This is a genomic window from Streptomyces sp. NPDC056144, assembly GCF_042264145.1.
In the GTDB taxonomy this organism is placed as follows: domain Bacteria; phylum Actinomycetota; class Actinomycetes; order Streptomycetales; family Streptomycetaceae; genus Streptomyces.
On sequence record NZ_JBHJVF010000010.1, the window covers coordinates 213,705 to 237,734 of the forward strand.

The following is a 24,030-nucleotide window of genomic DNA, read 5'->3' on the forward strand; positions in this document are numbered from 1 at the left end:
AACTCTCACGATACGTGGGACCGGTCAGTCCTTGGGGCTGAACGTGGCGAACGCCGTCTCCCGCAGCGTCCGGCACTCCTCGCCGTCCCACGCGTCCGCCTTGCAGGTGATCATGATCGAGTAGCCGTGCTTGGCGTCGACCTTGAAGCCGCGGTTGAGGACCCGGACGGACTCGCCCTTCTGCGTCCGCGTGAACTCCCAGTCGGCGACGGTCGGATAGCCCTTGTACGAGACGGTCCTGATGCCGATGTGCCGGTAGTCCTGGCTGGTGACGGCCACGCCGCCCTTGGCGAGGGCCCAGGCGGTCGCCGCGTTGTCCTTCGGGCTGGCGTTGAAGTCCACCTGGACGCGCGGGAAGCCGCCGTGCTCGCTGAGTATCACGCCGAGGTCGTAGCCCTGTATCGAGCTGGGCTTGAAGGTGCCGGGGACGGCCACGGAGAAGCGCAGCTTGTCGTTGGTGACGAGCTTGTAGCCCGCGGGCAGCACCGAGTCCGTACCGCCGCCGCCCGTGGTGCCGGTGGGCGTGACGCCGCCCTTTCCGTCCGTGGAACCGGTCGAACCGTTCGAACCGTTCGCACCGGATGAACCGTTCGCGCCGTTCCCGCCGCCGGAGCCGTCCGAGCCGGTGCTGCCGGGCTGCACGCCGCCCTGCTGCCCGGGACCGCCCACGCCACCGTCGGAGCCGGAACCGGAGCCGGAACCGTCGGCCCCTCCGGAGCCGTCCCCTCCGGCCGTGGCACCCGCCGAGGCCGTGGCGCCGCCATCGCCCTTGCCCTGGTTTCCCTCGTCGCCTCCGCCGCCGAGGGAGACCGCGATGATCGTGCCGAGTATGGCGAGGACGGCGACCGCGGCGATGATGATCAGCGTGCGGCGCGGAACGACGTCGGTCAGCGGAGCGCGGGCCGGGGCCGGCTTCCCGTCGCCCCGCAGCGGCTCGGTCGCGAGCCGCTGCCTCGGCTGGGCGTCGGGCCGCGCGGCCTGCCCGGCCGCGGGCTCGGCCTTCACGGAAGCGGCCGCGTTCCGCACGGACTTCAGCGCCCCGCGCATCCGGTCGGACGCCGCCTCGGGCCCCTTGCCGGCCGCGGGAACCGCCGGACTGCCCGTGGGACGGGGCGGCAGCGGTACGGCCGTGGTGACCTCGGCCGAGGTCACGGGCGCCGACTCGGGCGCGTCGAGGACGGCCCGCAGCAGGACCCGCGCGCGGGCGTCGTCGAGCCGCTGGGCCGGGTCCTTGGCGAGAAGCCCGTAGATGACCTGCTCCAGCTCGGGCGTCGCGTTCTTCGGCGGGTCGACCGGCTCGGTCATCACCGCCGTGAGCGTGGCGATGGCGGAGCCCTTGTCGTACGGCGGGCTGCCTTCGACCGCCGCGTAGATGAGCCCGCCGAGCGACCACAGGTCGGCCGCGGGGCCGGGCTTCTGGCCCCGGGCGCGCTCCGGCGAGATGTACGAGGGGGCGCCGACGAGCATGCCGGTGGAGGTGATCGAGGGGTCGCCCTCCACCTGGGCGATGCCGAAGTCGGTCAGGACGACCCGGCCGTCCTCCGCGATCAGCACGTTGGACGGCTTCACGTCGCGGTGGAGGATGCCCTCGCGGTGCGCCGAACGCAGGACGTCGAGGATGGCGAGGCCGACCTCGGCCGCGCGCCGGGGCGTGAGCGTGCCGTCCTCGCGGACGGCGTCGGCGAGGGACTTGCCCTCGATGAGCTCCATGACGATCCAGGGGCGGTCGTCCTCGTCCACGACGTCGAAGACGGTCACGGCGCCGTTGTTGCGGACCCGGGCGATGGCCTTCGCCTCGCGCAGGGTCCGGGTGATGAGGCGTCGCTTCTCGTCCTCGTCGATGCTGCTCGGGAAGCGGAGCTCCTTGACGGCGACGTGCCGGCCGAGGGTCTCGTCGACCGCGCGCCACACGGTGCCCATGCCGCCGCGTCCGAGGACGACGCCGAGCCGGTAGCGTCCGGCGAGGAGCCGGCCTTCCGACGCCGTGTCCTTGCGGAGCCGGTCGCCGCCGAAGCTCGCGCCGGCGCCGTCCCCGGCGCCGAAGCCGCCCGAACCGGTCGACGGCTCGGTCCCCCGCAGCCGCCCGCCGGAGACGGAGGCCGCATCAGCCTCACCGGCATCGGTATCGCTAGCGGCACCGGCACCTGCGCCCGCACCGGTAACCGCCGCCCCGTCAGAGCCCGTGTCCACGCCGCCCGATCCCGCCGCGTCCCGCACGGGTTCCTCGGCGCCCTCGACGACCTCGGCACCTTCGCGGTCCCCGGCGCCCACGGCGTCCTCGACGCTCTGCGCGCCCTCGACACGCTCCGCGTCCCCGGCGCCCTCGTCCGCCGTGGCGTCCTCGACGTCCTTCGCGTCCCGCGGGCCGCGCTCCGCCTCGCGCGCGGCCGGGACCACTCCTCGGTCGCCGTCGGTCGCGGCCCCCGCGGCGGCGTCCCGCCGGGGGTCCTTCGCCGTGTCCCGCGACTGCTCCGCCTCCGACATGCGTCCCCTCTGCGATCCCTGATCTCCGCCGCGTCTGCCGCTTCCGGCACGATGTGGTAACCCGCCCTGGAAGAGAGGCCATTGTCCCTCACTTCGGGAAGGCCGCCGCCCCCGGGTCCGTACTCCGGGATGACGACGCCCCAGGACGCCTCCCAGGTTCCCCCCGGACACCACAGGACACGGACGTCCTGTCAGATCGGCACGATGTCCGGGGCCCCGAGCCGTGCCGCGTCGGCCGTCAGATCGTCGGGCTGGCGCTGCGACTCCCGTTCGGCCTCGACTCTCTTCTCGTAGTGCTCGACCTCCTTGTCGACCTGCCGGTCGTCCCAGCCGAGGACGGGCGCCATCAGCTCCGCGCACTCGCGCGCGCTCCGCGTCCCCCGGTCGAAGGTCTCGATGGAGATCCTGGTCCGCCGGGTGAGGACGTCGTCGAGGTGGCGGGCGCCCTCGTGCGAGGCCGCGTAGACGATCTCGGCGCGCAGGTAGTCGTCGGCTCCGGTGAGCGGCCGGCCGAGGTCCGGGTCGGCGGCGACCAGTTCGAGGATCTCCTCCGTCAGGGAGCCGTACCGGTTGAGGAGATGCTCGACGCGGACGACGTGCAGTCCGGTCCGCGCGGCCGTTCTCGCCCGGGCGTTCCACAGCGCCCGGTAGCCCTCGGCGCCGAGGAGCGGGATGTCCTCGGTGACGCAGGGGGCCACACGCTGGTCGAGGCCGTGGACGGCCTCGTCGACCGCGTCCTTCGCCATCACGCGGTACGTCGTGTACTTGCCGCCCGCCACGACGACGAGCCCGGGGACCGGGTGGGCGACGGTGTGCTCGCGCGAGAGCTTGCTCGTGGCGTCGGACTCGCCGGCGAGCAGGGGCCGCAGGCCCGCGTACACGCCCTGGACGTCGTCGCGGGTGAGCGGGGTCGCGAGCACGGTGTTCACATGCTCCAGGAGGTAGTCGATGTCGGCGCTGGAGGCGGCCGGGTGGGCCTTGTCGAGGTCCCAGTCGGTGTCGGTGGTGCCGACGATCCAGTGGCGCCCCCAGGGGATGACGAAGAGCACGGACTTCTCGGTGCGCAGGATGAGTCCGGTGGTCGAGTGGATGCGGTCCTTGGGGACGACGAGGTGGATGCCCTTGGACGCGCGGACGTGGAACTGGCCGCGCTCACCGATGAGGGCCTGGGTGTCGTCCGTCCACACCCCGGTCGCGTTGACGATCTGGCGGGCCCTGATCTCGTACGAGCCGCCGGACTCGACGTCCTGGACGCGCGCGCCGACGACCCGCTCGCCCTCGCGGAGGAACCCGACGACCCGGGCCCGGCTGGCGGCCCTGGCCCCGTAGGCCGCGGCGGTGCGGACGAGGGTGGTGACGAAGCGGGCGTCGTCCATCTGGGCGTCGTAGTACTGGAGGGCGCCGACCAGGGCGTCCTTCCTCAGGCAGGGCGCGACCCGCAGGGCGCCGCGCCGGGAGAGGTGGCGGTGGACGGGGAGGCCCCGGCCGTGGCCCGAGGACATGGACATCGCGTCGTACAGCGCGACGCCCGAGCCCGCGTAGAACCGCTCCCAGCCCTTGTGCTGGAGCGGATACAGGAAGGGGACGGGCTTCACGAGGTGGGGCGCGAGCCGCTCCAGGAGCAGGCCGCGCTCCTTGAGTGCCTCCCGTACGAGCGCGAAGTCGAGCATCTCCAGGTAGCGCAGGCCGCCGTGGATGAGCTTGCTGGAGCGGCTCGACGTGCCCGAGGCCCAGTCCCTGGCCTCGACGATGCCGGTGGAGAGGCCTCTGGTGACGGCGTCGAGGGCGGTCCCGGCGCCGACGACTCCCGCGCCGACGACCAGCACGTCCAATTCACGCTCCGCCATGGCCGCGAGCGCCTCGGTGCGCTCGGCGGGGCCCAGTGTCGCTGTCCTCACCACTGCCGCCTCCCGTCGTCCTCCGTCATCCCGTCTGCACGAGCCGCGAGCCTCGCTCACACGCCCGGAGAGCCCCGCGCTGTGGCGTGGCTCACAGACTCGATTCTGTCCTCCTCCACCGACATCAGCCACCGCCCCGCCGCCACCCTGTGGATAACACTCGGCGATCTTCCGCCGCACAATGCCGCATATCGGTCATATTTACGCCTAGTCTGACATCCCCCGGCCCGGCTACTGGGAAGGACGGTCCGCCCCCTCATGCCCGCTGATCTCGCCGTCATCGGCCTCGGCCACCACGGACTCCCCCTCGCCCAGGCCGCCACCGCCGCAGGCATCGACACCATCGGCTACGACACGGACCCCCGCCCGGCCGCCGAGCTCTCCGCCGGCCGCTCCCCCGTCGACGGCTCCCTCACCGCCCCCGAGATCCGCCGCATGCTCGCGGGAGGCTTCCGGCCGACCACCAACACCGCCGAGCTGGGCCGCGTCCGCACCGCCGTCCTCTGCGCGCCGACCCCCCTCGGCCCCGACCGGACCCTCGACCTCACCGCCGTCACCGAGGCGGCCCGCACGCTCGCCACGCGGCTGCGCCCCCACACCACCGTCCTCCTGGAGTCCCCGGTCCCGCCGGGCACCACCGAGGGCCTGCTGCGCGACATCCTGGAGATCGGCTCGGGGCTCCGCGCCGGCCGCGACTTCCACCTCGCTTACTCCCCCGGCCGCCTCGACCCCGGCAACCGGACCCACGGCTTCTCCGGTACGCCCAAGGTCATCGGCGGCCTCACCCCGGCCTGCACGGAGTCGGCCGCCGCGTTCTACGGCCGGCTGACGGACAAGGTCGTCCGCGCGCGCGGGCCCCGCGAGGCCGAGACGGTCAAGATCCTCGAAACCAACTTCCGGCACGTCAACATCGCCCTCGTCAACGAGATGGCGGTCCTCTGCCACGAGCTCGGCGTCGACCTCTGGGACGTCATCCGCTGCGCCGAGACCAAGCCCTTCGGCTTCCAGGCCTTCCGCCCCGGCCCGGGCGTCGGCGGCCACGGCGCCCCCGTCGACACGGTCGGCGGCCACCGCCCGCTCCGCCTCGTCGAACTCGCCGGCCAGGTCAACGAGCGCATGCCCCAGTACGTCGTCCAGCGCGCCGCGACCCTCCTCAACGAGCACGGCAAGTCGGCCCGCGGCGCCCGGGTCCTGCTGCTCGGGATCACGTACAAGCCCGACCTCCCCGACCGCCAGGGCTCCCCCGCCGACGAGATCGCCCGCCGCCTCATGGACCTGGGCGCGGCCGTCAGCTACCACGACCCGCACGCCCCCGACTGGCGCGCCGGGGAGGTCCCCGTCCCCCGCGCGGACTCCCTCTACGAGGCCGCCGCCCACGCCGACCTGACGATCCTGCTCCAGCACCACCGCACGTACGACCTCCAGGGCCTGGCGGTGAAGGCCCAACTCCTCCTCGACACCCGAGGCGCCACTCCCGCCGGCACGGCCCACCGCCTCTGAGCCCCACCGCCCCCCTGAGCGGCCCGCACCGGAATCCCCTGTCCCGTTGTCACAGGCGGCTGCTAGCCTCCGGGTCCACCGCGAACACCGCGTTCCACGCGCGCGGGCCAGGGGGGACCTGGGCCCGCTGAACGACCGACGTGCGCGGCCGCATCCTCGTCACCGTTCCCAGGGGGGAATCCGCCATGAGTCAGCCCGTCCCGCCGCCCGGCAACCCGTTCGCCGAGGGCGCCACGAGCGCCGAGAGCGCCGCTCCGGGGCCCTACCCGGCCACTCCGCCGCCCGCCCCGGCCCGGGAGAACCTCGCGCTCGGCCTCGTCGCCGCGTTCGTCGCCGCGCTCGTCGCGGGCGGTGTGTACGGCGCCGTCATCGGCGGCATCGAGCGGGAGATCGGCTGGGCCGCCGTCGGCGTCGGCTTCCTCGTCGGCCTCGCCGCCGGCAAGGTCGGCGGCCGCAACCCGATCCTGCCCGTCGTCAGCGCGGCGCTGGCCCTGGGCGCGGTCTACTTCGGCCAGCTCCTGGGCATGGCGATCATCGCCGGCAAGCAGCTGAACGCCTCCGCCGCGGACCTGATCTTCCAGGAGTTCGGGGCCCTGACCAGCGCCTGGAACGAGGGCAAGGACCCGCTGACGTTCCTCTTCCTCGGCATAGCCGCCTTCGCCGCGTTCTCCGGCGCCAGGAAGGCCGCCGCCTGACCCGTACGCGCGCGCGTGGACGCGGAAGGGCCCCGCACCGATCCGGTGCGGGGCCCTTCCTCCGTACGGAACGGGGTCAGCGCTTGTGCTGGGCGTCCGCGACGGTGACCTCGACGCGCTGGAACTCCTTGAGCTCCGTGTAGCCCGTGGTGGCCATGGCGCGGCGCAGGGCGCCGAAGAAGTTCATCGAGCCGTCGGGGCGGTGCGACGGGCCCGCGAGGATCTCCTCGGTGGTGCCGACGATGCCGAGGTCGACGAGCTTTCCGCGCGGCACGTCCTCGTGGACGGCCTCCATGCCCCAGTGGTGGCCCTTGCCGGGCGCGTCCACGGCGCGGGCCAGCGGGGAGCCGATCATGACGGAGTCGGCACCGCAGGCGATGGCCTTCGGGAGGTCGCCGGACCAGCCGACGCCGCCGTCGGCGATGACGTGGACGTACCGGCCGCCGGACTCGTCCATGTAGTCGCGGCGGGCCGCGGCCACGTCGGCGACGGCGGTCGCCATCGGGACCTGGATGCCGAGCACGTTGCGCGTGGTGTGCGCCGCGCCGCCGCCGAAGCCGACGAGGACGCCGGCCGCGCCGGTACGCATGAGGTGCAGGGCCGCGGTGTACGTGGCGCAGCCGCCGACGATGACCGGGACGTCGAGCTCGTAGATGAACTGCTTCAGGTTCAGCGGCTCGGCGGCGCCGGAGACGTGCTCGGCGGAGACCGTGGTGCCGCGGATGACGAAGATGTCCACGCCGGCGTCGACGACGGCCTTGGAGAACTGCGCGGTGCGCTGCGGGGAGAGCGCGGCGGCGGTGACGACACCGGAGTCGCGCACCTCCTTGATGCGCTGCCCGATCAGCTCTTCCTTGATCGGGGCGGCGTAGATCTCCTGCAGACGGCGGGTCGCGGTCTCCTCGTCCAGCTCCGCGATCTCGTCGAGGAGCGGCTGCGGGTCCTCGTACCGCGTCCAGAGCCCTTCCAGGTTCAGGACGCCGAGGCCGCCGAGCTCGCCGATGCGGATGGCGGTCTGCGGCGACACGACCGAGTCCATCGGGGCGGCCAGGAAGGGGAGCTCGAAGCGGTAGGCGTCGATCTGCCAGGCGATCGAGACCTCCTTCGGGTCCCGGGTGCGCCGGCTCGGTACGACGGCGATGTCGTCGAACGCGTACGCCCTGCGGCCGCGCTTGCCGCGCCCGATCTCGATCTCAGTCACGATGTGTGGCCTTTCCCTCTACGTCTGCGCCTACCAGTATCCCCGACACAAGCGTGAGGGGCGGCCCCGGTCATATGCCGGAACCGCCCCCACGCGTCGCGCTCTGTTACCGCCTGTTACTTGCGGCTGTAGTTCGGCGCCTCGACCGTCATCTGGATGTCGTGCGGGTGGCTCTCCTTGAGGCCCGCGGACGTGATCCGGACGAAGCGGCCCTTCGACTCCATCTCCTCGATGGAGGCGGCGCCCACGTAGCCCATCGTCTGGCGCAGGCCGCCGACGAGCTGGTGCAGGACGTTGGCCAGCGGGCCGCGGTAGGGCACCTGGCCCTCGATGCCCTCGGGCACGAGCTTGTCGTCGGAGGCGACGTCGGCCTGGAAGTAGCGGTCCTTCGAGTACGACTTGGCCTGGCCGCGCGACTGCATGGCGCCGAGCGAGCCCATGCCGCGGTACGACTTGAACTGCTTGCCGTTGATGAAGAGGAGCTCGCCGGGCGACTCCTCGCAGCCCGCGAGGAGGCTGCCGAGCATCACGGTGTCGGCGCCGGCGGCCAGCGCCTTGCCGATGTCGCCGGAGTACTGGAGGCCACCGTCGCCGATCAGCGGGACACCGGCGGCGCGGGCCGCGAGGGAGGCCTCGTAGATGGCGGTGACCTGCGGGACGCCGATGCCGGCGACCACGCGGGTGGTGCAGATGGAGCCGGGGCCCACGCCGACCTTGATGCCGTCGACGCCGGCGTCGATCATCGCCTGCGCGCCGTCACGGGTGGCGACGTTGCCGCCGATCACGTCGACGTTGACGCTGGACTTGATCTTCGACATCCAGCTCAGGGCGTTGCTGTTGTGACCGTGCGAGGTGTCGACGATGAGGAAGTCGACACCGACGGCGGCGAGCGCCTGGGCTCGCTCCAGCGCCTCGGGGCTGGCACCGACGGCGGCACCGACGAGCAGGCGGCCCTCGGAGTCCTTCGCCGCGTTCGGGTACTTCTCCGCCTTGACGAAGTCCTTGACGGTGATGAGGCCCTTGAGGACGCCGTCGTCGTCGACGAGCGGAAGCTTCTCGATCTTGTGGCGGCGCAGCAGGTCGATGGCGTCGACGCCGGAGATGCCGACCTTGCCGGTGACCAGCGGCATCGGGGTCATGACCTCGCGCACCTGGCGGCTGCGGTCCGACTCGAAGGCCATGTCGCGGTTGGTGACGATGCCGAGCAGCTTGCCGTCGGGGTTGGTGACCGGGACGCCGCTGATGCGGAACTTGGCACACAGCGCGTCCGCCTCGGCGAGCGTCGCCTCGGGGTGCACGGTGATGGGGTCGGTGACCATGCCGGACTCGGACCGCTTCACCAGGTCGACCTGGTTGACCTGGTCCTCGATGGACAGGTTGCGGTGCAGCACGCCGACGCCGCCGAGGCGCGCCATGGCGATGGCCATGCGGGACTCGGTGACCTTGTCCATCGCGGCGGAGAGCAGCGGGATGTTCACGCGGACGTTGCGCGAGATGCGGGACGAGGTGTCGACCGCGTTCGGGAGCACCTCGGACGCTCCCGGCAGCAGCAGCACGTCGTCGTAGGTCAGCCCGAGTGTCGCGAATTTCTCGGGCACTCCGTCGACGTTTGCAGTCATGACACCTTCCCCAATGGCCTTGATCGGTGCGGATGTCCATGCTAACGGCCTTGAGCGGTGTCTCATTCCACGACCATGATCAGCGAGGAGCTTTGGACGTTCGCACGTGTACGAAAGGGATGACCGGCGCGGTCGACACTTACTGCTCGGCCAGCGCCCGCAGCCGGCTGAGCGCGCGGTGCTGCGCGACCCGGACGGCCCCCGGGGACATGCCGAGCATCTGCCCGGTCTCCTCGGCGGTCAGTCCGACGGCGACGCGCAGGACGAGCAGCTCGCGCTGGTTCTCCGGAAGATTGGCGAGAAGCTTCTTGGCCCACTCGGCGTCGTCACTGAGGAGCGCGCGCTCCTCGGGGCCGAGGGAGTCGTCGGGGCGCTCGGGCATCTCGTCGGAGGGCACGGCCGTGGACCCCGGGTGCCGCATGGCGGCCCGCTGGAGGTCGGCGACCTTGTGTCCGGCGATGGCGAAGACGAAGGCCTCGAAGGGCCTGCCCGTGTCCTTGTAGCGCGGGAGCGCCATCAGGACGGCGACACAGACCTCCTGGGCGAGGTCCTCCACGAAGTGGCGGGCGTCACCCGGCAGCCGGTTGAGGCGGGTGCGGCAGTACCGCAGGGCGAGCGGATGGACACGCGCGAGGAGGTCGTGCGTGGCCTGCGCGTCGCCGTCGACCGCGCGGCGCACGAGCGCGGCGATCTCCCCTTGCCCGGCAGGCATGGGAGAACCCACGGTCTCGTCGTCGCGCATCGCTCCATGGTGCCCCGACGCTCCTGCGTTCGCGGCACCGCGTCCGTAGTTGTGCACCGAAGCGTTATGAGCAGGTGCGCCGGCACTCATCTCCGTCGCCCTCCCCTCCCGCTCGACCGACTCGTCCCCGAGGAACTCCGCATCCTCCACACCTCAAGGATGCGGCATTCCGCGGGGAAGTGACACAAGCCCACCCCGTCCGCCTCTCGGCGGACGCGATCGAGGACGGGGAGGGCGCCGGTGACCTGCGCCTCAGCGCACCAGACCCCAGCGGAATCCGAGCGCGACGGCGTGCGCGCGGTCCGAGGCGCCGAGCTTCTTGAAGAGGCGCCGGGCGTGGGTCTTGACGGTGTCCTCGGAGAGGAAGAGCTCGCGCCCGATCTCCGCGTTGGACCGGCCGTGGCTCATGCCCTCCAGGACCTGGATCTCGCGCGCGGTGAGCGTGGGCGCGGCGCCCATCTCGGCCGAACGGAGACGGCGCGGGGCGAGCCGCCAGGTCGGGTCGGCGAGCGCCTGCGTGACGGTGGCCCGCAGTTCGGCGCGCGAGGCGTCCTTGTGCAGGTACCCGCGGGCACCGGCGGCGACCGCGAGCGCGACGCCGTCGAGGTCCTCCGCGACGGTCAGCATGATGATCCGGGCGCCGGGGTCCGCGGAGAGAAGCCGGCGGACGGTCTCGACGCCACCCAGACCGGGCATGCGTACGTCCATCAGAATCAGGTCCGAGCGATCCGCGCCCCAGCGGCGGAGGACTTCCTCGCCGTTGGCCGCGGTGGTCACACGCTCGACGCCGGGCACGGTCGCGACCGCGCGGCGGAGCGCCTCTCGGGCAAGCGGGGAGTCATCGCAGACGAGGACGGATGTCATGACTGACCTCCGTGGCTCTCGCAGCTGTTGCGCGTCACCTTGAGCCTCCAGGGCTGGTACGTATCGTCACCTGTGCGATTGACGCTCTCGGACACCTGCCCGATCGCCTGTTCCTTCAACCGCCTCCGCACTCTCAACGATGGTCACTCGAAAGAGTTACGGGTCGGACGGCAGCCTTCCGCACTCTACGTGAGGACACGTAAGCGGAGGAGAGCGACGCGGCCTATCTGCCCTCGATCGAAACCTATTGCCCCATTTAGCCGGTTTTCTTCCCTTTTCGCAGTGTCTGTGGCTAGATTCGCAATGAGTCATATTTACATCTACTTCGACAGTAGTTGTACTACCCCGAGACGTCGGGGCCCGAGGAGCCCCGGACGATCAGCCATCCACCCGCCCACCAATCCGTTCGACACGGTTTCAAGGGGACAAGCGCAATGGCAGATTTCTCCCGCCTTCCCGGACCCAACGCCGATCTGTGGGACTGGCAACTCCTCGCGGCCTGCCGCGGAGTGGACAGCTCCCTGTTCTTCCACCCCGAGGGAGAGCGCGGCGCGGCACGGAGTGCGCGCGAGAACTCGGCGAAAGAGGTCTGCATGCGGTGCCCGGTGCGCGCGGAGTGCGCGGCACACGCACTCGCCGTGCGGGAGCCCTACGGCGTATGGGGCGGCCTCACCGAGGACGAACGCGAAGAGCTCATGGGACGCGCCAGGAACCGCCTGATCGCGGCGGCGGCGCCGACGGCGACGCCGGCCCGGCCGGTCACGCCCATGACCGCATCGGCGGCGGCCGCGGGCCGCCCGATCGTGGAGCACATGTGAAGGAACGTTTCCCCAACGGCGGTTGGGCCGACCGCGACGACGGTGCCTGACCTGAGCTTAAGACGAACCGCGCCCACGCGCGCGTGGTGACGTAGGCACACCCTGCGCGCGCGTGGCGGCGCGGATCAGGCCTTACGCGCGCGTGGCGGCGCGCATCACGGGCTAGGCGCGCATCACGGGCTACGCGCGCGTGGCGGCGCGGGTCAGTTCGTCCAGGGTGGCCGCGACCGCCGGGACCTGCGCCAGGTCCGGCAGCGTCAGGGCCACGATCTCCCGCTCCACCGCGGGCTCCACGGTGACGGTCCGCGCCCCCTTGGGCCGTACGGACTCGATGGCGAGCTCCGGCAGGACGGCGACGCCCAGACCCGCGCCCACCAGGCCCACCACGGCCGGGTAGTCGTCGGTGGCGAAGTCGATGCGCGGGGTGAAGCCCGCCTCCTCGCAGACGTCCACGAGCTGGCGGCGGCAGCGCGGGCAGCCGGCGATCCAGGAGTCGTCGGCGAGTTCGGCGATGCCCACCGACTCGGCCCCCGCGAGCCGGTGCCCCTCGGGGACCAGGCCCACCAGGCGGTCCGCCAGGAGCGGCCGGACGACGAGGTCGTCCCACTCGGCCTGCCCCGCTCCGTACCGGAAGGCGAGGGCCACGTCGCAGTCGCCCTCCCGCAGCATCTCGATCGAGCGCGGCGGCTCGGCCTCGACGAGCGAGACGCGAGTTCCGGGGTGCGCGGCGCGCAGGGCGGCGAGCGCGGTGGGGACGAGGGTGGAGCTGCCGCTCGGGAAGGAGACCAGGCGGACCCGGCCGGCCCGGAGTCCGGCGATGGCGGCGACCTCCTCCTCGGCGGCGGTGAGCCCCGCGAGGATGCCGGAGGCGTGCCGTACGAGGACCTCGCCCGCCTGGGTGAGGCGCATCTCGCGGCCGGTCCTGATCAGCAGCGGCGTACCGGCGGAGGATTCGAGCGCCTTCATCTGCTGGCTGACGGCGGGCTGGGTGCAGCCGAGTTCGCGCGCGGCGGCCGAGAAGGAACCGGTGGCGGCGACGGCGCGCAGGACGCGGAGGTGGCGGGCCTCGATCATGACCTCAAGCATAAGCGAGTCTTGGGTGAAACGCCGAATATCCAGGTGAGCCTTTGAGGTAAATCGCCGTAAAGTACCCGCATGACCTCGTCTGTGACCTCGTCGGCGAACTCGCCGACCCTGCTCAGCGTGAACGCCGGCCGTGCCAGGGCCGTGGACTACACCGAGTCCGCCACCGGCATGACGGGCATCGACAAGCGGCCCGTCGACGGCCCCGTCCGCATCCAGGACCCGGGCGCGACCGGGGTCGGGGCGAGCGGGGTCGCCGGGGACGCGGTCTGCGACCTGCGGTTCCACGGCGGCACCGACCGTGCCGCGTACGCCTTCGCCCGCGAGGACATGGACCTGTGGGAGCGGGAGCTCGGCCGCGAGCTGACCCCGGGCTCGTTCGGCGAGAACCTCACCACGCGCGGGCTCGACGTCAACAACGCCCTGATCGGGGAGCGCTGGCGGATCGGCGGCGAGCTCGTCGTCGAGGTGACGGGCAGCCGTATCCCGTGCCGTACGTTCGCGGGCTTCGTCGGCGAGAAGGGCTGGGTCAAGCGGTTCACCCTGTCGACCGCCGGCCCCGGCGCACTGCTCCGGGTGATCGCGCCGGGCGAGGTGCGGGCCGGGGACGCGATCACGGTCGTGCGCCGGCCGGACCACGACATCACGGTCGCCCTCCTGCACCGCGCCTCGACGGTCGAACGCACGCTGCTGCCAAGGACGTTGGCGGCCGCCGAGTGGATGGAGTCGGGGCTGCTCGCGCTCGCACGCCAGTACGCCGAGAAGTACGCGGGCGCGTAACAGCGGCCCGGGGCGGGGACCGTCATGCGCCGGGGCACTACCGTGCCCGTATGACGACTGCACTGATCACAGGCGCCACCGCGGGCATCGGGGCCGCCTTCGCGCGGAAGCTGGCGGCGGACGGGCACGATGTCGTGCTCGTCGCGCGGGACGTGAAGCGGCTGCGGGAGCAGGCGACCGAGCTCCACGACCGGCACGGCGTCGAGGCCGAGGTGCTCGCCGCGGACCTCTCCGAGGAGGAGGGCATCGCCGCCGTCGAGGCGCGGCTCTCCGACCCGAAGCACCCCGTCGACCTGCTCGTGAACAACGCCGGTTTCGGCAACAAGGGCCGCTTCCTCGAAGTCTCCATGGCCGACGAGCTGAAGATGCTGACGGTCCACTGCGAGGCCGTCCTCCGGCTGACCTCGGCCGCCGCCTCGGCGATGAAGGGGCGGGGCAGGGGCGGGGTCGTCAACGTCGCCTCGGTGGCGGCCTTCCTCCCGCGCGGCACGTACGGCGCCTCGAAGGCGTGGGTCGTGCAGTTCACCCAGGGCGCGGCGCGGGACCTCGCGGGCAGCGGCGTACGGCTGATGGCGCTGTGCCCCGGCTTCGTACGGACGGAGTTCCACGAGCGGGCCGGGATGGGGACGGACAACATCCCCGGGTGGATGTGGCTGGACGCCGACAAGCTGGTCGTGGCGGCGCTGGCCGACCTGGACCGGGGGAAGACGCTGTCGATCCCGGACCCGCGCTACAAGGCCCTCATGGGTGTGGTGAAGCTGGCGCCGCGGGGGCTGCTCGGCGGGGTCTCGTCGAAGGCGGGACGGAAGTACGGTCCGCAGTAGCCGCCACGCCCCCGCGACCTAGACTGGAAGGGTCCTACCTGGGGGTCTGGGTCGGGAGGCGGCGCCATGACATTCGTACAGATCATCGACTGCAAGACCAGTCGGGTCGACGACCTCAACCGGCTCATGGACCAGTGGGTCGAACGGACCGAGGGCAAGCGGACCGCGATCCACAGCATCGTCGGGAAGGACCGGTCGGACGCGTCGCACGTCGTGGAGATCGTGGAGTTCCCCTCGTACGACGTGGCCATGCGGAACTCGCAACTGCCCGAGACCGACCGGATCTTCCGGGAGATGGTCGCCCTCTGCGACGAGATGCCGACCTTCACCGACCTGGACGTCGTCCGGGACGAGGCGCTCTACAAGGCCAACGTCCGCCGCTTCTTCGACCTGATCGCGACCACCGACGAGGAGCTCCCGCCGCTGGACGAGGTGTTCGCCGAGGGGTACCACGACCACGACCCCACCAACCCGCAGGACGCCCACGGCATGGACGCGCTGCGCCGCGAGGCGGAGATGTGGCGCGGGGCGTTCGACTTCGCCTTCACGGTCGAGGACCAGCTCGCCGACGGGGACCGGGTCTGCACGCGCTGGACGTGGAACGGCACGCACGTCGGCGACTTCATGGGGCTCCAGCCCACCGGGCAGAAGGTCTCCATGACCGGCACGGTGATCCACCGGTTCCGGGACGACGGGAAGATCGTCGAGGGCTGGTGGCAGTACGACCTGCTCGGCCTGATGGGCCAGCTCGGCGCGGTCGAGGCGTGAGCCCGGCGACCGGACAGCACTGAGGCCCGGTGCTCCCGCGACGGGAGCACCGGGCCTCGGCGATCGGCTACGAGCGAGCAGTCGCCACAAGCGAGCGGTCGCTACGAGCGATCAGACGCTACGAGCCTCAGTGGGAGTGGCCGTGGCCGTGGGAGTGACCCGCGTCCGCCGGCTCCTCCTCCTTCTTCTCCACCACGAGGGTCTCGGTGGTGAGGAGCAGGGAGGCGATCGAGGCGGCGTTCTCCAGGGCGGAGCGCGTCACCTTCACCGGGTCGATGACGCCGGCCTTGACCAGGTCGCCGTACTCGCCGGTCGCGGCGTTGAAGCCCTGGCCCTTGTCGAGCTCCGACACCTTCGAGGTGATGACGTAGCCCTCGAGGCCGGCGTTCTCGGCGATCCAGCGCAGCGGCTCGACGGCGGCGCGGCGGACGACCGCGACACCCGTGGCCTCGTCGCCGGTCTTGTCGAGGTTGCCCTCGAGGACCTTGACGGCGTGGACGAGCGCGGAGCCACCACCGGAGACGATGCCTTCCTCGACCGCGGCGCGGGTCGCGGAGATGGCGTCCTCCAGACGGTGCTTCTTCTCCTTGAGCTCGACCTCGGTCGCGGCGCCGACCTTGATCACGCAGACGCCGCCGGCGAGCTTCGCGAGGCGCTCCTGGAGCTTCTCGCGGTCCCAGTCGGAGTCCGTGGACTCGATCTCGGCCTTGATCTGGCCGACGCGACCGGCGATGTCCTCGGCGTTGCCGCCACCGTCGACGATGGTGGTGGCGTCCTTGGAGATGGTCACGCGGCGGGCGGTGCCCAGCACGTCCAGACCGGCCTGGTCGAGCTTGAGGCCGACCTCCTCGGCGATGACGGTGGCACCGGTGAGGGTGGCCATGTCGCCGAGCATCGCCTTGCGGCGGTCACCGAAGCCGGGGGCCTTGACGGCCACGGCGTTGAAGGTGCCACGGATCTTGTTGACGACGAGGGTGGAGAGCGCCTCGCCCTCGACGTCCTCGGCGATGATCAGGAGCGGCTTGCTGCCACCGGCCTGGATGACCTTCTCGAGGATGGGGAGCAGGTCCTGGATCGAGGAGATCTTGCCCTGGTTGATCAGGATGTACGGGTCGTCGAGGACGGCCTCCATACGCTCCTGGTCGGTGACCATGTACGGGGACAGGTAGCCCTTGTCGAAGGCCATGCCCTCGGTGAAGTCGAGCTCCAGGCCGAAGGTGTTGGACTCCTCGACGGTGATGACACCGTCCTTGCCGACCTTGTCCATCGCCTCGGCGATGAGCTCGCCGACCTGCTGGTCCTGCGCGGAGAGCGCGGCGACGGCGGCGATGTCGGACTTGTCCTCGATCGGGCGCGCGGTGGCGAGCAGCTCGTCGGAGACTGCCTTGACGGCGGCGTCGATGCCCTTCTTCAGGGCGGCCGGGGAGGCGCCGGCGGCGACGTTGCGCAGACCCTCGCGGACCAGGGCCTGGGCGAGCACGGTGGCGGTGGTGGTGCCGTCACCCGCGATGTCGTTGGTCTTGGTCGCCACCTCCTTCACGAGCTGGGCACCGAGGTTCTCGTACGGGTCGTCGATCTCGACCTCGCGGGCGATCGTGACACCGTCGTTGGTGATGGTGGGGGCGCCGAACTTCTTGTCGATGACGACGTTGCGGCCCTTGGGGCCGATCGTCACCTTCACCGTGTCGGCAAGCTTGTTGACGCCGCGCTCAAGGGCGCGACGGGCGTCCTCGTCGAACTTCAGGATCTTCGCCATGGGAGCGGTTCAGCCCTCTCGGAATCAGGTGGAACGAACTGCGCCCCCGGACGCCCGGTGCGGGGTCAAGGGGCGCAGCTCAAAGCATCTGGTTGCAGATACTTCGGTGAATTACTTCTCGACGATCGCGAGCACGTCGCGAGCCGAGAGGACGAGGTACTCCTCGCCGTTGTACTTCACCTCGGTGCCGCCGTACTTGCTGTACAGCACGATGTCGCCGGTCTTGACGTCGAGCGGCAGGCGCTCGCCGTTCTCGAAGCGGCCCGGGCCCACGGCCAGGACGACGCCCTCCTGGGGCTTCTCCTTGGCGGTGTCCGGAATGACCAGGCCAGAGGCGGTGGTCTGCTCGGCGTCGAGCGGCTGGACCACAATGCGGTCCTCGAGCGGCTTGATGGCAACCTTGGAGCTGGTGGTCGTCACGATCCGACCTCCCCCTTCGGAGATTACGGGGTTAACTGTCTGAGGTGGCGACCAGGTGGATCCGTCGTCGCGGGTGCCGGACCTGCCCGTCGCTGTGTTGGCACTCTCCAGTGGGGAGTGCCAGAGCCGAGACTATGGCCGCGATTAGCACTCGGTCAAGCGGAGTGCCAATTCCCGACCGTCGAGCGCGTCGTCGCACCCGTCATCCCAGCCGCCGTCACGGCGCTGTTGCCGTCCCGTGAGGACAACGTGCTCGCGGAGCCGGCGGTTCCGTACGAGGGTGCGGGCATGGCGACCACACCCCGCCCCCGGGTACGCACGGCCCACGACGTCCTGTTCGCCCTGGCGCTCCTCCTGCTCGACGGCGTCCTCGCCCTGATCACCCTCTTCATGCTCGGGCTGCGCGCCTGGACGTCGGTCCACGAACGGGTGGACACCTGGCCGCCACCGATGGACTGGATCCCCGTGCTGCTCTTCGTCACGATGACGGCGGGCCTGCTGCTGCTCGCGTTCGCGCTGCGGCGCGGCGGCTGGCCCTGGAGTGCCGGAGCACAGTTCCTGGCGGCCGGACTCCTCGCCGTGGCGACGGTCGCGGTGGGGACGGAGGAGTGGACGCGCTCGCACCCCGCCCCGCCGTCGGCCCCGGCCCCGGCGGAGCAGCGCTGCGTGTGCACCAGCGGGGGCGGGCCGTGCGAGTGCCCGGGAGGGTGAGCCCCGCCTCGCCCTCCCGGGAAGCCTTCAGCCCAGGGGAAGCCCCTCCGCCCGTACGTGCTCCACGCCCGCGCGTACGTGCTCCACGCCCGCGCGGCGCTCCCCCTCGCGGGTCTGTTCCACGGCCTTGCGGCCGAGGCGCTCCAGCGGGTCGACGGCGGAGGCGCAGCCGGTGAGGCAGAGCAGCAGGGTCGCGGCGATCAGGGCGCACGTACCGCGCCGCCGGCTCATACGTAGTCCTCCAGCTTCGCGACCGCGTACCCCTTCGCCGTGATCACGTTCATCACCCGCCGGACCATGTCGGACATCGAGCCCTTCCAGTCCTCCTCGCCGCGGAAGTGCGTGAGGACGATGTCCCCGGGGTGCAGGTCCCGGTCCCACTCGCGCCACTCCATGTGGTCGGGGAAGGCCTCGGCGGCCCACAGCGGGACCGCCTTGACGCCGCAGGTCTTCGCGGCGCGCAGGGTGTCCTCGTTGTAGTTGCCGTAGGGCGGGCGGAAGAGCGGGGGCCGCTTGCCGAATCGTTTCTGGATGACGTCCTGCATGCCGCAGATCTCGCGCTTCTGCTGCGTGTACGAGAGCGCCGGCAGGTAGCGGTGGTTGAGCGTGTGGTTGTGGAGGGCGACCCCTTCCGGCAGCGACTTCTGCATCTTGGCGAAGTACGGGTAGTCGTCCTTGACGACGTAGTCGCTGAGGAAGGCGCTGTACGGGATGCGCAGGTCCTTCATCATCCGCAGCAGCTCGGGGTCCTTCTCCGCGCCGTCGTCGATGGTCAGGAAGACGACCTTCTGCTTGGTCGGGACGGTGGTGAAGACCGGCGGCAGCCCCTCCCCGTCCGTCTCGAAGCCCTTGCGCGTGGTGATCCGCGGCTTGGTCTTCGGCGGGGCCGGGGCCTCAAGGGGCGCCTTGGCGAGCCCCCACTTCTTCGCGGCGAGCACGCGCGCCGCCCGCTGTCGCTTGACCTTCTCGACGTACGCGTTCAGGGCGCCGCCCGAGCCGGCCGCCTGCCCCTGGCCCTGCCCCTGCCGCCCCTGCTGGCCCGGCGCGGGGGCCGGCGCCCCGTGCCCGCGCTCGGCGGCCTCTTCGGAGCAGGCGGTGGCGGCGGACGTGAGTGCCGCGACGACGAGAGCGGCCCCGAGGGTCCGCCGGAAAAGACGCGCGCTCTTCACCATGGATTCTTCCTCTTGTCGTACTAGTCGTACTAGCCGTATGGCGCCGCATCCTGTCAGCGTTCGTGGCTCTGCGTGACACGACACCGCCAATCCGTCACCTTCGTCCCCCGGGCGGCCCACAGCGCCCCGGACCCGCGGCAGGCACCACAATGGGACGGGTGACCGACCTCGCCGCCTTCACCGCCCTACTCACGCCCGAGGGGCAGACGCTCCTCGCCGCCCTGCGCGACTACGAGCCCTCCCAGGAGCTCGCGGTCGTCTCCCGGCTGCGCCGCGACCACCCGGCGGAGCTCGTCACGGCGGCGGTCGGGCAGGCCCGGCTGCGGCAGCGCGCGGTGGCGAAGTTCGGCGCCGAGGACGCGTACCGGATGTACTTCACGCCCAACGGCGTCGAGCAGTCGACCCGCGCCTCCGTCGGCACCTACCGCGCGGCCCGCCTCAAGGCGCTCGGCGTCCGCAGCGTCGCCGACCTGTGCTCGGGCATCGGCGGCGACGCCCTCGCGCTCGCCCGCGCCGGAATCTCCGTCCTCGCCGTCGACCGCGACCCGCTGACCGCCGTCGTGGCCCGCGCGAACGCCGAGGCGCTCGGACTCGCCGACCTGATCGAGGTCCGCGAGGCCGACGTCACCGAGATCGACACGGAGCCGTACGACGCGGTCTTCGTCGACCCGGCCCGGCGCGGCGGCCGCGGCCGGATCTTCGACCCGGAGGCGTACTCCCCGCCGCTCTCCTGGGCCGTCCAGGCGGCCCGTACGGCCCGGCAGGCCGCGGCCCTCAAGGTGGCGCCCGGCATCCCGCACGAGGCCGTCCCCGAGGAGGCCGAGGCCGAGTGGATCTCGGACGGCGGGGACGTGAAGGAGGCGGTGCTCTGGTTCGGCACCGACCCGGGCGCGCGCCGCGCCACCCTCCTGCCCTCGGGCGCCGGAATCACCGGCCGCGGCCTCCCCGACCCGGCGGTCCGCCCGGTCGGCCGCTACCTGTACGAGCCCGACGGCGCCGTCATCCGCGCGCACCTGGTCGCCGAGGTCGCCGAGGAGCTCGGCGGCGGCCTGATCGACGAGACGATCGCGTACATCACGGCGGACGAGCTCACCCCCACCCCGTACACCTCCGCCTACGAGATCACCGACGAACTCCCCTTCAACCTCAAGAAGTTGAAGGCCCTCCTGCGGGAACGCGAGGTCGGCACCCTGACGGTGAAGAAGCGCGGCTCGGCCGTCGAACCCGAGGAGATCCGCCGCAAGGTGAAGCCGAAGGGCCCCAACTCCGCGACGGTCCTGCTCACTCGGGTCGCGGGCGCCCCGACGATGCTGATCGGCCGCCCGGCGGGCGAGGGCCGCTGAGCCGCACGGCGAAGCGGTAGTGGCCGAAGGCCTTGGCCAGGCCCGTGAGTCCGGTGACCCAGAAGATCAGGGCGGCGCCCATCCCGTACGCGACGAGGCCGTAACCGCCGTCCTCCCACCGGGCCCTCGCGGGCACGACGAAGCCAAGCCAGAGCCCGATCCCGCACAGCGCGAAGGACACCACCAGCCAGCAGGCGCTGCGGCCCGGAGCGCGCAGCCGGTCGTCGGTCGGCTTGTGCCGGTCGAGGGCCGCCCACTGGACCAGGAGGTCCCGGACCGCCCGGTCGCGGCGGTGGCTGCGGACGGTGAGCCAGACGACGGGGACGAGGAGACCGAGGCCGAGGGCCGCCGTGAAGACCCCGATCGCCGTCGTGATCGGATCGGGAGCGGGCCCGCCGACGGCTATCAGCAGGAACCCGACGAGCCCCCACCCCAGCTGGAGCAGCGCGCACCACACCAGGAACATCGCCATGCGCCCCACTCCGAGCAGCCGCCACCCCAACGCGTCGAGCGCGAGCGCCCGATCGGCGATGCGGGCCTCCCGGTCGGGCCAGCTCCGGAGCTCGGCGGGCGGGGGCGGAGGGGGCAGCGGGGTACGCGGAGACATACCCCGCACCCTAGAGGGCCTTCATCTCAACTCCCCTGCCCGCTCCCGCAGCAGCTCCCGCTCCCGCGCGTTCCGCGTGAGCGAGGCCGCGCGCTCGAACTCCGCCCGGGCCTCCGCCGTCCGGCCCAGCCGGGCCAGGAGGTCGCCGCGTACGCTCGGCAGAAGGTGGTAGTCCGCGAGGGCGGGCTCGTCGGCCAGGGCGTCGACGAGTGCGAGGCCGGCCTCCGGGCCGTCCGCCATCGACACGGCGACGGCCCGGTTCAACTCCACCACCGGGGAGGGCGCGAGGGCGCCGAGCCGGCCGTACAGGGCGGCGATCGTGGGCCAGTCCGTGGCCTCGTACGTCTCCGCGCGCGCGTGGCAGGCGGCGATGGCGGCCTGGAGGGCGTACGGCCCGTACGAGCGCCCGTCCCCGGCCCGTTCGAGGGCCGCGAAGCCGCGCCGGATCAGCAGCCGGTCCCAGCGCCGCCGGTTCTGCGCGGCGAGCAGCACCGGCCGCCCGTCGGGGCCGGTCCGGGCCGCCGTGCGCGACGCCTGGAGTTCGAGCAGCGCGGCCAGGCCCTGCGCCTCGCCCTCCTCCGGCACGAGGGCGGCGAGCCCGCGGGCGAGCCGCAGCGCGTCCTCGCAGAGGCCGGGGCGCAGCAGGTCGTCGCCCGCGGTCGCCGCGTACCCCTCGTTGAAGACGAGGTAGACGACTTCGAGGACGGACCCGAGCCGGGCCGCCCGCTCCTCCCCGTACGGCACCTCGAACTCGACGCCCTCCCGCGCGAGCGTCCGCTTGGCGCGGGTGATCCGGGCGGCGACGGTCGCCTCCGGTACGAGGAAGGCGCGCGCGATCTCGTCGGTACGGAGCCCGCCCACGAGCCGCAGCGTCAGCGCGGCCCGCGCCGCCGGGGAGAGCACCGGGTGGCAGGCGGTGAAGATCAGCCGCAGCACGTCGTCGTCGATGTCGCCGGGGCCCGAGGGCTCCGGGTCGTACGAGGCCTCCGGGAGCTCCCTGCCCACCTCGGCGAGCTTGCGGGCGTACGTCTCGCGCCGCCGCACGAGGTCGACGGCGCGGTGCTTGCCGGCGGCCGTGAGCCAGGCGCCCGGCCGTTCCGGTACGCCCGACTCCGGCCACTGTTCGAGGGCGGCGACGAAGACGTCCTGGGCGATCTCCTCGGCGATGCCGACATCGCGCACGATCCGCGCCACGGTGGCGATGATCCGCGCCGACTCCATCCGGAAGACCGTCTCCAGGGTGCTCTCCACCGTCACATTCCGAAGGAAAGCACAGAGCTCCGACAGCGGCAGGTCAGCCCTCCGGCATCTCCTCGACCTCGCGGACCTCGAGGCCGACCTTCCACTGCGGCGGGTGGACGGCGAGGAACCGCTTCCCCCACTCGACGGCCTCGGCCATGTCCTTGCACTGGAGCATCGCGTACCCGCCGACGACCTCCTTGGTCTCGGTGAACGGGCCGTCGGTGTACGACAGCTTCCCGTCCGACCAGGTGATCCGGGTGGACTCGGAGGTCGGCTTGAGACCGGCCGTGTCCAGCATCGCGCCGGCCTTGGTGATCTCCTCGAAGAGCGCGCCCATCCGCTGCTCGAAGCCGGGGTCGGCGCTCTCCATGTCGATGGTGTTCTCCTCGATGCGGACGAGGGACAGGAAGCGGGGCATGACGACTCCTCGGGGTGCGGTTCCTACGGGTGCGGAGGCGGGGCTCTTCCCCGCCTTCCACTCATACGTCGAACGGGACCGGCCCGCATCGACACCGCGCCCGGAAATCTTTCAGACGTAGTCCTCCAGGCGTGCCACCGTGAACCCCTGCTCCTGGATCCGGCGCAGCATCGTCGCCGTCATCTCGGTCATCGTCCGGCCCTTCAGCTCGGACGGGCCGCGGAAGTGGGCGAGGACGATGTCACCGGGGTGGAGCTTCCGGTCGCCGCGCTGGTACTGCATGTTCTTGATCTGCATGGACTCGCGCCACAGCACGATCGCGTCGACCCCGCACTCCCCCGCCGCCGCGCGCGTGGCCTCGTTCCAGTTGCCGTAGGGCGGGCGGAAGAGGCGCGGGGTCGTCCCGTACCGCTCCGCCAGCTTCGTCTGCTGGCCGCAGATCTCCCGGCGCTGGGCCTCCTGGCCGAGCGTCCGGAGGTTGGGGTGGGTGAGGGTGTGGTTGGCGACGCCGTGGCCCTGGGCGGCGAGCGGGGCGAAGTACGCGTAGTCGCCGCGGATCGCCGAGTCGGTGAGGAACATCGTCACCGGGATCCGGAGGTCCCTCATCATCGTGACGAACTCGGGGTCCTTCTCGGCCCCGTCGTCGATCGTGATGAAGACGATCTTCTCGGTGGTGGGGATCTCGCTGATGACGGGGACCGGGCCGCCGGGCGCCCGCAGGACGGGTTTGGCCGCGGGCGGGGCGGGCGGCGCAGGGAAGGGCTTGAGGCCCCATTTCCGGTACGCGGCGGCGCTCCCGGACGCGCTGGAGGCCTTGCCCGAGTCGCCGGTACCGGGCGACGTGCCGGAATCACCGCCGGCGTCAGGGGCGTCGGGCGCCGCCATCCCCGCCTCGTTGCCCACCGCCGGCGGCGCCGGAAGGCCGCCGGGCCCGCCCGGGCCGCCCGGCACGCCGGTGTCCTGCACCGCGCAGCCGGTCGCAAGGAGAGTGGCGACGGTCATGACCGCCCACAACGCGATCGTCTTCTTCACGCTCACGCGCTGTGGGATGCCCGGAACGGCCAAAAGGTTGCGCCCCGCGACCC

At 71.9% G+C, this 24,030-nt stretch carries 23 protein-coding genes; 8 read left to right on the top strand and 15 right to left on the bottom strand.

All coding sequences use genetic code 11. From position 1 onward, the window contains the following. Positions 1-24: 24 nt before the first annotated feature. Together ACFC0Z_RS27145 and ACFC0Z_RS27150 are read right to left on the bottom strand one after the other, a co-directional pair. Positions 25-2,484: a protein kinase gene (locus tag ACFC0Z_RS27145; protein ID WP_376443032.1), complete on the bottom strand. Its 2,460-nt coding sequence runs from the start codon at positions 2,482-2,484 to the stop codon at positions 25-27. Between the two features lie 191 nt (positions 2,485-2,675). After that, positions 2,676-4,382, bottom strand: a complete 1,707-nt coding sequence (locus ACFC0Z_RS27150; protein ID WP_376443035.1) for a glycerol-3-phosphate dehydrogenase/oxidase — start codon at positions 4,380-4,382, stop codon at positions 2,676-2,678. Between the two features lie 258 nt (positions 4,383-4,640). Here ACFC0Z_RS27150 and ACFC0Z_RS27155 point away from each other — a divergent pair, with 258 nt between their 5' ends. Beyond that, positions 4,641-5,882, top strand: coding sequence for a nucleotide sugar dehydrogenase (locus tag ACFC0Z_RS27155; RefSeq protein ID WP_376443038.1), 1,242 nt, complete (start codon positions 4,641-4,643; stop codon positions 5,880-5,882). 185 nt (positions 5,883-6,067) lie between these two features. Next, positions 6,068-6,577, top strand: a complete 510-nt coding sequence (locus ACFC0Z_RS27160) for a hypothetical protein (protein ID WP_376443041.1) — start codon at positions 6,068-6,070, stop codon at positions 6,575-6,577. Positions 6,578-6,653: 76 nt separating this feature from the next. Here ACFC0Z_RS27160 and ACFC0Z_RS27165 read toward each other — a convergent pair whose 3' ends face one another. The 4 genes from ACFC0Z_RS27165 to ACFC0Z_RS27180 form a co-directional block, all read right to left on the bottom strand. Then, on the bottom strand, positions 6,654-7,778 hold the full coding sequence (locus tag ACFC0Z_RS27165; RefSeq protein WP_360800367.1) for a GuaB3 family IMP dehydrogenase-related protein: 1,125 nt from the start codon (positions 7,776-7,778) through the stop codon (positions 6,654-6,656). Between the two features lie 116 nt (positions 7,779-7,894). Beyond that, on the bottom strand, positions 7,895-9,397 hold the full coding sequence (guaB, locus tag ACFC0Z_RS27170; RefSeq protein ID WP_376443045.1) for an IMP dehydrogenase: 1,503 nt from the start codon (positions 9,395-9,397) through the stop codon (positions 7,895-7,897). A gap of 139 nt (positions 9,398-9,536) precedes the next feature. Then, complete coding sequence (locus ACFC0Z_RS27175; RefSeq protein ID WP_376443048.1) at positions 9,537-10,139, bottom strand: sigma-70 family RNA polymerase sigma factor; 603 nt, start codon at positions 10,137-10,139, stop codon at positions 9,537-9,539. A 252-nt stretch (positions 10,140-10,391) separates the two neighbouring features. After that, complete coding sequence (locus tag ACFC0Z_RS27180; RefSeq protein WP_003948568.1) at positions 10,392-11,003, bottom strand: response regulator transcription factor; 612 nt, start codon at positions 11,001-11,003, stop codon at positions 10,392-10,394. 434 nt (positions 11,004-11,437) lie between these two features. On the opposite strand from ACFC0Z_RS27180, the gene ACFC0Z_RS27185 reads away from it, so the two are divergent. Next, complete coding sequence (locus ACFC0Z_RS27185) at positions 11,438-11,821, top strand: WhiB family transcriptional regulator (protein WP_376443051.1); 384 nt, start codon at positions 11,438-11,440, stop codon at positions 11,819-11,821. A 180-nt stretch (positions 11,822-12,001) separates the two neighbouring features. On the opposite strand, the gene ACFC0Z_RS27190 is transcribed toward ACFC0Z_RS27185, so the two are convergent. After that, positions 12,002-12,895: a LysR family transcriptional regulator gene (locus tag ACFC0Z_RS27190; RefSeq protein ID WP_376443054.1), complete on the bottom strand. Its 894-nt coding sequence runs from the start codon at positions 12,893-12,895 to the stop codon at positions 12,002-12,004. Positions 12,896-12,976: 81 nt separating this feature from the next. Here ACFC0Z_RS27190 and ACFC0Z_RS27195 point away from each other — a divergent pair, with 81 nt between their 5' ends. The 3 genes from ACFC0Z_RS27195 (at position 12,977) to ACFC0Z_RS27205 (ending at position 15,276) form a co-directional block, all read left to right on the top strand. After that, entirely contained in the window at positions 12,977-13,684 is a 708-nt protein-coding gene (locus ACFC0Z_RS27195) for an MOSC domain-containing protein (protein ID WP_376443057.1), read from the top strand. Between the two features lie 50 nt (positions 13,685-13,734). Next, positions 13,735-14,508 carry an SDR family NAD(P)-dependent oxidoreductase gene (locus ACFC0Z_RS27200; RefSeq protein WP_376443060.1) on the top strand — a complete coding sequence of 258 codons (774 nt, stop codon included), beginning with the start codon at positions 13,735-13,737 and terminating at the stop codon, positions 14,506-14,508. A gap of 66 nt (positions 14,509-14,574) precedes the next feature. Then, on the top strand, positions 14,575-15,276 hold the full coding sequence (locus ACFC0Z_RS27205) for an ester cyclase (RefSeq protein ID WP_376443063.1): 702 nt from the start codon (positions 14,575-14,577) through the stop codon (positions 15,274-15,276). 127 nt (positions 15,277-15,403) lie between these two features. Here the strand turns inward: ACFC0Z_RS27205 and groL are convergent, their stop codons facing one another. Continuing rightward, positions 15,404-17,032 (bottom strand): chaperonin GroEL, encoded by a 1,629-nt coding sequence (groL, locus tag ACFC0Z_RS27210; protein ID WP_376443066.1) that lies wholly within the window; start codon positions 17,030-17,032, stop codon positions 15,404-15,406. Positions 17,033-17,143: 111 nt separating this feature from the next. Beyond that, a complete protein-coding gene (gene groES, locus ACFC0Z_RS27215; RefSeq protein ID WP_017239619.1) occupies positions 17,144-17,452 on the bottom strand; it encodes a co-chaperone GroES in 309 nt (102 codons plus the stop codon). A gap of 288 nt (positions 17,453-17,740) precedes the next feature. Here groES and ACFC0Z_RS27220 point away from each other — a divergent pair, with 288 nt between their 5' ends. Beyond that, the gene (locus tag ACFC0Z_RS27220) at positions 17,741-18,163 is read left to right on the top strand and encodes a DUF6234 family protein (RefSeq protein WP_376443069.1); all 423 of its coding nucleotides are present in this window, start codon (positions 17,741-17,743) and stop codon (positions 18,161-18,163) included. A gap of 27 nt (positions 18,164-18,190) precedes the next feature. On the opposite strand, the gene ACFC0Z_RS27225 is transcribed toward ACFC0Z_RS27220, so the two are convergent. Together ACFC0Z_RS27225 and ACFC0Z_RS27230 are read right to left on the bottom strand one after the other, a co-directional pair. Further along, complete coding sequence (locus ACFC0Z_RS27225) at positions 18,191-18,394, bottom strand: hypothetical protein (RefSeq protein WP_376443071.1); 204 nt, start codon at positions 18,392-18,394, stop codon at positions 18,191-18,193. Continuing rightward, entirely contained in the window at positions 18,391-19,335 is a 945-nt protein-coding gene (locus ACFC0Z_RS27230) for a polysaccharide deacetylase family protein (protein WP_376443074.1), read from the bottom strand. Before ACFC0Z_RS27230 ends, ACFC0Z_RS27225 begins: the two co-directional genes overlap by 4 nt. Before the next feature lie 149 nt (positions 19,336-19,484). Between ACFC0Z_RS27230 and ACFC0Z_RS27235 the strand changes: the two genes are divergently transcribed. Continuing rightward, positions 19,485-20,678 (top strand): SAM-dependent methyltransferase, encoded by a 1,194-nt coding sequence (locus ACFC0Z_RS27235; RefSeq protein WP_376443077.1) that lies wholly within the window; start codon positions 19,485-19,487, stop codon positions 20,676-20,678. On the opposite strand, the gene ACFC0Z_RS27240 is transcribed toward ACFC0Z_RS27235, so the two are convergent. The 4 genes from ACFC0Z_RS27240 to ACFC0Z_RS27255 form a co-directional block, all read right to left on the bottom strand. Then, entirely contained in the window at positions 20,617-21,285 is a 669-nt protein-coding gene (locus tag ACFC0Z_RS27240) for a hypothetical protein (RefSeq protein ID WP_376443080.1), read from the bottom strand. The genes ACFC0Z_RS27235 and ACFC0Z_RS27240 overlap by 62 nt on opposite strands. A 21-nt stretch (positions 21,286-21,306) precedes the next feature. After that, a complete protein-coding gene (locus ACFC0Z_RS27245) occupies positions 21,307-22,506 on the bottom strand; it encodes an RNA polymerase sigma factor (protein ID WP_376443144.1) in 1,200 nt (399 codons plus the stop codon). Positions 22,507-22,579: 73 nt separating this feature from the next. Then, a complete protein-coding gene (locus ACFC0Z_RS27250) occupies positions 22,580-22,945 on the bottom strand; it encodes a YciI family protein (protein ID WP_376443083.1) in 366 nt (121 codons plus the stop codon). Between the two features lie 111 nt (positions 22,946-23,056). Then, positions 23,057-23,977, bottom strand: a complete 921-nt coding sequence (locus ACFC0Z_RS27255) for a polysaccharide deacetylase family protein (RefSeq protein ID WP_376443147.1) — start codon at positions 23,975-23,977, stop codon at positions 23,057-23,059. Positions 23,978-24,030 lie beyond the last annotated feature (53 nt).

What these genes read in the sequence shown, in the direction of transcription:
- ACFC0Z_RS27145 (WP_376443032.1), bottom strand. Translation starts at nt 2,484, where the DNA reads ATGTCGGAGGCGGAGCAGTCGCGGGACACGGCGAAGGACCCCCGGCGG.
- ACFC0Z_RS27155 (WP_376443038.1), top strand. Translation starts at nt 4,641, where the DNA reads ATGCCCGCTGATCTCGCCGTCATCGGCCTCGGCCACCACGGACTCCCC.
- ACFC0Z_RS27160 (WP_376443041.1), top strand. Translation starts at nt 6,068, where the DNA reads ATGAGTCAGCCCGTCCCGCCGCCCGGCAACCCGTTCGCCGAGGGCGCC.
- guaB (WP_376443045.1), bottom strand. Translation starts at nt 9,397, where the DNA reads ATGACTGCAAACGTCGACGGAGTGCCCGAGAAATTCGCGACACTCGGG.
- ACFC0Z_RS27175 (WP_376443048.1), bottom strand. Translation starts at nt 10,139, where the DNA reads ATGCGCGACGACGAGACCGTGGGTTCTCCCATGCCTGCCGGGCAAGGG.
- ACFC0Z_RS27180 (WP_003948568.1), bottom strand. Translation starts at nt 11,003, where the DNA reads ATGACATCCGTCCTCGTCTGCGATGACTCCCCGCTTGCCCGAGAGGCG.
- ACFC0Z_RS27185 (WP_376443051.1), top strand. Translation starts at nt 11,438, where the DNA reads ATGGCAGATTTCTCCCGCCTTCCCGGACCCAACGCCGATCTGTGGGAC.
- ACFC0Z_RS27190 (WP_376443054.1), bottom strand. Translation starts at nt 12,895, where the DNA reads ATGATCGAGGCCCGCCACCTCCGCGTCCTGCGCGCCGTCGCCGCCACC.
- ACFC0Z_RS27195 (WP_376443057.1), top strand. Translation starts at nt 12,977, where the DNA reads ATGACCTCGTCTGTGACCTCGTCGGCGAACTCGCCGACCCTGCTCAGC.
- ACFC0Z_RS27200 (WP_376443060.1), top strand. Translation starts at nt 13,735, where the DNA reads ATGACGACTGCACTGATCACAGGCGCCACCGCGGGCATCGGGGCCGCC.
- ACFC0Z_RS27205 (WP_376443063.1), top strand. Translation starts at nt 14,575, where the DNA reads ATGACATTCGTACAGATCATCGACTGCAAGACCAGTCGGGTCGACGAC.
- groL (WP_376443066.1), bottom strand. Translation starts at nt 17,032, where the DNA reads ATGGCGAAGATCCTGAAGTTCGACGAGGACGCCCGTCGCGCCCTTGAG.
- ACFC0Z_RS27220 (WP_376443069.1), top strand. Translation starts at nt 17,741, where the DNA reads ATGGCGACCACACCCCGCCCCCGGGTACGCACGGCCCACGACGTCCTG.
- ACFC0Z_RS27225 (WP_376443071.1), bottom strand. Translation starts at nt 18,394, where the DNA reads ATGAGCCGGCGGCGCGGTACGTGCGCCCTGATCGCCGCGACCCTGCTG.
- ACFC0Z_RS27230 (WP_376443074.1), bottom strand. Translation starts at nt 19,335, where the DNA reads ATGGTGAAGAGCGCGCGTCTTTTCCGGCGGACCCTCGGGGCCGCTCTC.
- ACFC0Z_RS27235 (WP_376443077.1), top strand. Translation starts at nt 19,485, where the DNA reads ATGGGACGGGTGACCGACCTCGCCGCCTTCACCGCCCTACTCACGCCC.
- ACFC0Z_RS27240 (WP_376443080.1), bottom strand. Translation starts at nt 21,285, where the DNA reads ATGTCTCCGCGTACCCCGCTGCCCCCTCCGCCCCCGCCCGCCGAGCTC.
- ACFC0Z_RS27245 (WP_376443144.1), bottom strand. Translation starts at nt 22,506, where the DNA reads ATGGAGTCGGCGCGGATCATCGCCACCGTGGCGCGGATCGTGCGCGAT.
- ACFC0Z_RS27250 (WP_376443083.1), bottom strand. Translation starts at nt 22,945, where the DNA reads ATGCCCCGCTTCCTGTCCCTCGTCCGCATCGAGGAGAACACCATCGAC.